Source organism: Bradyrhizobium sp. UFLA01-814, assembly GCF_046718885.1.
Taxonomy (GTDB): domain Bacteria; phylum Pseudomonadota; class Alphaproteobacteria; order Rhizobiales; family Xanthobacteraceae; genus Bradyrhizobium; species Bradyrhizobium elkanii.
On the sequence record NZ_JAQOSR010000293.1, the window covers coordinates 1 to 5,601 of the forward strand.

7 protein-coding genes are annotated in these 5,601 nt (G+C 64.0%); 1 reads left to right on the forward strand and 6 read right to left on the reverse strand.

The window, feature by feature from the left end:
- Nucleotides 1-193: 193 nt before the first annotated feature.
- From PMN64_RS41615 to PMN64_RS41640, 6 genes are all read right to left on the reverse strand, one after another.
- A complete protein-coding gene (locus tag PMN64_RS41615; protein WP_411784956.1) occupies nt 194-991 on the reverse strand; it encodes a helix-turn-helix transcriptional regulator in 798 nt (265 codons plus the stop codon).
- Between the two features lie 163 nt (nt 992-1,154).
- Nucleotides 1,155-1,517: a nuclear transport factor 2 family protein gene (locus PMN64_RS41620; RefSeq protein ID WP_411784957.1), complete on the reverse strand. Its 363-nt coding sequence runs from the start codon at nt 1,515-1,517 to the stop codon at nt 1,155-1,157.
- A 94-nt stretch (nt 1,518-1,611) separates the two neighbouring features.
- Nucleotides 1,612-1,932: a cupredoxin domain-containing protein gene (locus PMN64_RS41625; protein WP_411784958.1), complete on the reverse strand. Its 321-nt coding sequence runs from the start codon at nt 1,930-1,932 to the stop codon at nt 1,612-1,614.
- An 11-nt stretch (nt 1,933-1,943) separates the two neighbouring features.
- Nucleotides 1,944-2,465: a DUF4142 domain-containing protein gene (locus tag PMN64_RS41630; protein ID WP_411784959.1), complete on the reverse strand. Its 522-nt coding sequence runs from the start codon at nt 2,463-2,465 to the stop codon at nt 1,944-1,946.
- Between the two features lie 96 nt (nt 2,466-2,561).
- Nucleotides 2,562-3,251 (reverse strand): RNA polymerase sigma factor, encoded by a 690-nt coding sequence (locus PMN64_RS41635; protein WP_028339045.1) that lies wholly within the window; start codon nt 3,249-3,251, stop codon nt 2,562-2,564.
- A gap of 95 nt (nt 3,252-3,346) precedes the next feature.
- The gene (locus tag PMN64_RS41640; RefSeq protein ID WP_411784960.1) at nt 3,347-4,255 is read right to left on the reverse strand and encodes a LysR family transcriptional regulator; all 909 of its coding nucleotides are present in this window, start codon (nt 4,253-4,255) and stop codon (nt 3,347-3,349) included.
- Between the two features lie 107 nt (nt 4,256-4,362).
- Between PMN64_RS41640 and PMN64_RS41645 the strand changes: the two genes are divergently transcribed.
- Complete coding sequence (locus PMN64_RS41645) at nt 4,363-5,427, forward strand: Rieske 2Fe-2S domain-containing protein (RefSeq protein ID WP_411784961.1); 1,065 nt, start codon at nt 4,363-4,365, stop codon at nt 5,425-5,427.
- Nucleotides 5,428-5,601 lie beyond the last annotated feature (174 nt).

Consider the following 5,601-nt stretch of genomic DNA (forward strand, 5'->3'; position numbering starts at 1 on the left):
CGGCCTCGTGGTTCGAGACGCGCCGCAAGCGGCGCTCCTCACCATGAGGGTCTACTATTGTGCCGCAAAACAAGACCCGTCATCCTGAGGAGCGCGCCGAAGGGGAGCGTCTCGAAGGATGGCCGCGAGGACGCTGCCCGACAGATCCTTTTATAGGAGATCGCTCTGGGGGGGGCCGCCGTTCAAGGTCCCGTCAGTTCAGGCTGCACGCGGACGCCATCAGGCGCAGCGCGATCGCGAACAGCTCGTTCTGCGAGGAGATGCCGAGCTTGTCATAAGCACGCTTGCGATAGGTGAGGGCGGAGTGCAGCCCGATGCCGAGCTCGGCGGCGATCGCTTCCGAGCTGAGACCGGAGAGGATGCGCAGGCAGACCTCCTTCTCACGCCCGGTCAGCCTGGCGAGCGGCTCAGCGGTTGCAAACAGGATCTTCAACCGCTCGATCGGATCAACATCCGCTGCCGGGTCGCGCTGGAAATGCCGCGCCACGGCCGCCGTCAGCGCCGGCGCGACCGCGGCCAGGCGCGCGATCTGCTCGCGGCTGAAGCGGCCTTGCGCGGTGATCTGGTAGAAGTTGACATAGAAGCAGGTGTCGCCGGTCCAGATCGCGGAGGCGAACTTGTCGACAATGTCGGAGTCGTCGAAGAAGATCTTGCGGTAGCCGTCGCTGTACATGCGGCGGGCGAAGGTCGGCAGCACGATCGGTGCGGCCTGCGCCTGTCCCTCGAACACCGCATCGCGGTTGGGGTCGGCCTGATGGAAATGTTCGGAATAGGCGATCCCGAGGTCGCGCCCGGTCGGGATGTTGCCGACATCGAGCAGGCACGCGGCGGTCCGCGGGCCGGTGAACGAGAACACCATGCAATGACCGACACCGGCGACGCGGCGTAGCGCGCCGATCAGGGCCTCTGGAAAGCTGTCGCGGCCGATCGCCAGCAGCGCCGGCGTGATGTCGCTGACGACAGAAGTCTTGAAGGCGTAATCTGCCTTCATGGCGTCCTCCCTGTGTTTCGGAAAGACTAGAGCCTTTTCCGTTCCGATGGAATCGGAACGGGGCTCTCGATTCTTTGTTTTGACGCGTTTTCTTGACGCGAACCGGTATCCACTTCGCTCGAAAACGCTCCGGCAGCGACATCGCCGGCGTGGAAGCGGCGCCTCAGGCGCCCGGCACCTGGTCGAGGAAGCCGGTGATGCTCCTGATCCGGCCATCCTTCAGCATGGCGAAGTCGGTACCCTTGATCGGGCTGTCGACGCCGTCAGGGCCAAGGCCCCAGGAGAATCGGACATGGTCGCCGAAGCCGTTCGGCTCTCCGATCAGCTTGAAGCGGAAGTCCGGAAACTTCTTCTGCACGCCCGCGATCAGCGCGTCGACGCCCTCATGGCCGTCGCCGCTCATCAGCGGATCGATATAGCGTGCATCGGCGGTCCAGTTATCGCTCAGCATCTCGCGACGCCGGCTTGGCGTCCGCTCGTTCCAGAGATCGATATAGCGGCGGGCGATGGTGGCATGGTCGGTCATGGTGCTCTCCTTCGATAGTGCCGGACTGTGCGGCGGTCCGGACTATCGAAGGTTCGCGTGCGCCGATCGATTACCTCGGAGGTCATCGCGCAGGCTATGGTGCGATCGTCAGCACCGCCTTCATGTTGGGATGGTATCGGCAGTAATAGTCGACCGTGCCGGCCTTGGTCAGAACCGACTTGACCGTCTTCTTCGGCGCGATCGTCACGTCGAAGTCGCCGTTCTTCGCGGTGGCGGTGTGGGCGAACACGTCCTTGTTGACCCATTCGATGGTGTCGCCGACCTTGGCCGACACCTCGGCCGGCGAGATCACCAGATTCTCCATCACGATCTGGATGGTGGCCGCATGCGCCGGGACGGCCATCGCGCCGAGCGCGAGCAAGGCCAGCGTTGCGAGACAGCGTCCTGACAACATCACGCGTCTCCTTACTTCAAGCTGGCCGCGACGTGTTCGGCATGCTGCTGGTGGCCCTGGAAGATCTTCAGGCCGGTCTGCAGCAGGCCCTTCAGCTCGGGATTGCTGGCCGAGGGGATCAGCTGCGTCTCCAGCGCGGTGTTGACCGCCTTGTGGTAGGCGACCTCGTTGTCGATATAGGCCTTGTCATAGGCAGCGCCCTTCAGCTTGCCGAGCTCGGCGAGCTTGTCGGCCGCCTGCTTCGACAGCGTCTTGCTGGTGTCGTTGTCCTCCGGCGTCACTTTCAGCTTCTTGACAAGGTCGAGCGCCTGCTTGTTCACCGCCTCGTGGTCGCGCGCCATGTCCTTGGCGAACGCCTTGACCTCCTTGTTGGAAGCCTTCTCTTCCGCCTGCTTGGCGGCATTGATGTCGATCACACCTGCCGTATAGGCGATGTGTGCGATCTGCGGATCGGTCGGCTTTGCGCCCTGCGCCAGCGCAGCGCAGTTGAGAAGGCTGAGCGCGGCGACCGCGATACTCAATCGAACGAACATGGTTTGAAACTCCTGTTGAGCCGGGCGTAGCGCGCGGCGCGTCGTTGCTTGCACAGGAGTTGGATGGCGCGGACGAGCAGAGGTTCCCGAAAAATTTCAGGCCGTGGCGCGGAGCCGTTTCAGAACCGCCTCGGTCAATCGCTCGCAGCGTTTGCCCGCGAAGGGAAAGGCCTCCATGACGACGGGACCGATCTTCCGCTCGACATTGTCGCGTAGCATGGTGCGGGCGCGGTGCAGGCGGGTCTTCACGGTTTCCGGCTTGAGGCCGAGGATCTCAGCGGTCTCCTCGACATTCATGCCCTCGATCACGCGGGTGATGAAGACGAGGCGGAACGCCTCCGGCAGCTCGTCGATCGCGTGCTCGACGACGTGCTGGATCTCACGCTGGGCCATGGATTTTTCCGGATCGTCTGTTGACGACAGGGGGAACTGGATGATCTGGGCTTCAGGAGCGCCTTTCGGCAGATCGGACCATTCGACGCTGCTGTGCCTGCGGCGCAGGCGGCCGAGCGCCTCGTTCATTGCGATCCGCGACAGCCATGTCGAAAGGCTGGAGTCGCCGCGGAACTGGTCGAGATGGGTAAAGGCGCGCACATAGGCGTCCTGAACCACGTCCTCGGCCTCGTGGTCGTTGCGCAGGATGCCGCGCGCCAGCCGGAACAGCCGGCGATTGTTCGCCTGCATGATGGCGCGGATTGCGGCCTCGTCGCGGGCAAGCGCGCGTTGCACGAGCTCGGCGTCGCCCGAGCTGGTCGGCGGCAGGGACGTTACATGGGCCTGGCGCATGGCGGGGTCGCCCTCACTGTTGGCGGAATAATACCATTGGATGCCAAGTGGCCGTACAGGTTCCCGGGAAAATGGTGATCGGCCAAAAAAGACCCCTACGGCCTGATATAGGCCTCCGGATCGCCGCGCGCATGCGCCTCCATCGCGTCGAGGAAACAGCGCACCTTTGCCGGGACAAATTGCCGCGCCGGCAACAGCGCGTGCACGTTGAGCGGCTCGCAGGCATGATCGGGCAGCAGCCGCCGCAACTGGCCGGCCGCGACGGCGGCGCGGGTGTAGCTGGCGGTGACCCGCAGTACGCCATGGCCGGCGAGCGCTGCCTGCAGGCGGACATGGGCGTTCGAGCTGGTCAGCCGCGCGCGATCGACCGCGAGATGCTCGACCGCGCCGCCGGGAGCGGTGATCGCCCATGGCGGATCGCTGGGGCCGGTCAGCAGCGGCAGCTTTCGCAGATCATCCAGCGTGCACGGCTCGCCGAGCTTGTCGAGCAGCGCGGGGGCTGCGAACAGGCCGCGCTCGAGCGTGAAGACGCGGCGGATCACGATGCCGGCCGACGGCAGCGGCGCCTCCAGCATCGCAAACACGATGTCGTAGTTCTCGGCGATCGGGTTGACGATGTCATGCTCGACATCGATCCGGATCGCGAGCTCGGGGTAGCGGCCCATCACCGCGCAGGCGACCGGCCCCGCATGATGCGCGCCGAATTCATAAGGCGCCTTGATGCGCAGCGTGCCCGCGACCGCGCTCGACATCGCCAGCGCCTCGCTGTGGGTGTCGTGCAGCGCGGCGAACAGCGGGCGCACCTTGCGATAGATGGTCTCGCCGGAATCGGTCAGCCGCAGGTGGCGCGTGGTCCGCTCGATCAGCCGCAGCCCGAGATTGGCTTCGAGACGCTGCACCGCAGCACTGAGGCTCGATTTGGGATGGCCAAGCACACGCGCGGCGGCCGTGAAGCCGCCATGCTCGACAACCTCGCAAAACAGCTCCCAGTCGCGCCACTCCATGGCCGATTGTCCATCCACCGGTACAGTGTGTCCAGCCAAATCGGATTATCCCGATGACCGCAATCACCTAACCTCGTCGCAACCAAATCTTGCATCGGGAGGGTGAGATGGCTGACGACGGAATTTTCCTGCGCAACACCTGGTATGTGGCGGCGTGGAATCACGAACTGATCGACGGCAAGATGGTCGCACGCACCATCCTGGAACGGCCGATCGTGCTCTATCGCGGGTCGAGCGGGAAAGTCGTCGCGCTGGACGACCGCTGCTGCCATCGCGCCGCGCCGCTTTCGATGGGACGCATCGAGGGCGACGACATCAGGTGCATGTATCACGGCATGAAGTTCGCGGCCGACGGCAAATGCATCCAGATTCCCGGCCAGGACACGATCCCCGCCAAGCTCGGCGTGCGCAGCTATCCCGTGGTCGAGCGCTACAATCTGATCTTCATCTGGACCGGCGACCCGGAGAAGGCCGATCCGAAACTGATCCTCGACTATCCGCCGCTCGAGGATCCCAGGTGGCGCGGCTTGCCGGGTTACATGCACTACAAGGCCAACTGGCTCCTGATCGTCGACAATCTCAGCGACTTCGCGCATCTTGCCTTCGTGCACACCAACACGCTCGGCGGATCCGAGGAATATGCCTACAAGACCAAGCCGGTCGCGATCGAGAAGCTGGACGACGGCTTCCGCGTCGAGCGCTGGCACATGGGCGCCGAGCCGCCGCCCTACCACAAGAAGGTGATCCCGAACAAAACCGACAAGATCGACCGCCGCAATGTCGGCCGCATGATCGTGCCCGGCATCTTCACGCTCGACACGACGTTCGCGCCGGCGGGGCAGGGCGTCGAGAAGGGCGTCCAGGTTCCGGGCACGCGGTCGTATCGCAACGCGCAGTTCATGACGCCGGAGACGCGCTCGACCACGCACTTCTTCTGGAATTACCTGCACGATTTTGACATCGACAATCCGAACATTGCGCTGTCGCTGCGGCACAGCCTCGAGGAAGGGTTCAACGAGGACAAGGATATCATCGAGGCGCAGCAGCGCGTGTTCGACGCCGATCCGGACTATCAGCTGCTCGCGATCGGCGCCGATGCCCCGCTGACCTATTTCCGCTGGCTGTTCGCGCGCAAGCTCGAGGCGGAGAAAGGCACGGCGCGCGCCGCCTAGAGCATGATCCGGAAAAGTGTGAAGCGGTTTTCCCAAAAGATCATGCTCAAACAAGGAGCTAAAGCGCGATGATGATTCAACCCAATCTCATCGCGCTTTAGTCCGCTGAAACGACGACTTTTGCTGCTTGGCAGCAAGCCGCGCCGGGGTCGCGAGATCGTGACATCCCGGCGT